Here is a 1,378-nt window from a genome sequence, read left to right on the forward strand (position 1 = left end):
ATGGACCCCACCCCGCTCGACTAAGGACCGACAAGAGCCGGGCCAAGTCTCACTGCCCCTCCCTGAAGGGGAGGGGATGGTCGGTTACCGCCCCAACAACCCGCGCGCCTGCCCGGCGATGTGCGACAACATCGCGCCGTTCGGGTTCGGGATCTTCCGCGCGCGCTCGACCGTCGCCCGGAACTGCGCAACGCGCGGCGCATGATCGGCGAGCCATTTGGTCACCGCCGCATCCAGATCGCCCTTGGGCAAACCGGCCAGGAAAGTCAGCCGCATCTGCTGGAAATCGCGCGCCAGGCTGTTGACCAGCAGGCGTTCCCACGGATCGCCGGGGCTCATATGCGCCGCCAGCGTCTGCGCCCAGTCGAGCCCGAGCGCCTCGCCCAGATGGGTGAATGCGCTGGTCACCGCCACCTCATCATCGCCGCGCCGTTCGGCCAAATCGACGATGCCGATCGCGCCGTCGGTCTTGAACAGCCGCACGACCGCCGCGGTCAGCGGCTCGGGCGCGCCCGCGTCGAGCAATTGCTGGGTCAGCATGTCCCACTGGCGCTTGACCGAGGGGCTGAGCAGCCCGTCGACGCTGGCGTTCAAGCGATCGACCCCCGGCTCAAGCCGCGCAACCACCGGCCCCGCCTGCGACAAGGTCTGCGTCACGCGCAGCAGATCGGCCATTTGTGAGGTCATCGCCGACGCCGCTTGCGCAAACAGCGACAAACGCACGCTTTCGGCGATTTTGGCATCATCCAGCGCAGTCCAGATCGCGGGCATGTCGAGCAGGCGCTCGACCGCGACAAACGCCGCGGCGATGTCGCCGAGCGCGCAGCCTTCTTCCTCGACCAGTTCGAACGGATGGACGATGCCCATGCGGTTGATGATCCGGTTGGCGATCTTGGTCGCGATGATTTCGCGGCGCAGCTGATGATCGGCGATCGCTGCGGCGAAATCGCGCTGCATTTCGGACGGGAACGCCGCGGCAAGGTCGCTGCCCAGCGCCGGATCGTCGGGCAGGCTGCTGTTCTCGATCGCTTCCTGCAACGCCAGCTTCGCGGTCGACAGCAGCACCGCGAGTTCGGGACGGGTCAGCCCGCGCCCTTCGGCGGCGCGGCGCAGTAGTTCGTCGTTCGCCGCCAACCCTTCGACCTTGCGGTCAAGGCGGCCCGACGCCTCGAACGTCTCCATCAACCGGACATAGGAGGCGACCGCCGCCGATCCGCCCTTTTCGGCGATCGAGAGCGCGAGCGCCTGAAGGCGGTTATCCTCGAGCACCAGTTCGGCGACATCGTCGGTCATCCGTACCAGCAGCGCGTCGCGCGCGTCTTGCGCGAGGCGGCCTTCGGTCATTTCGCGGTTGAGCGCGATCTTGATATTGACCTCG

At 67.1% G+C, this 1,378-nt stretch carries 1 protein-coding gene; it reads right to left on the reverse strand.

The annotated features are described in order from the left end of the window. Positions 1-84: 84 nt before the first annotated feature. A partial coding sequence (locus tag B4F07_RS00275; protein ID WP_293704319.1) for an NAD-glutamate dehydrogenase domain-containing protein occupies positions 85-1,378 on the reverse strand: 1,294 nt, incomplete at its 5' end.

It is taken from the genome of Sphingopyxis sp. UBA6723, from assembly GCF_002454115.1.
Classification (GTDB): domain Bacteria; phylum Pseudomonadota; class Alphaproteobacteria; order Sphingomonadales; family Sphingomonadaceae; genus Sphingopyxis.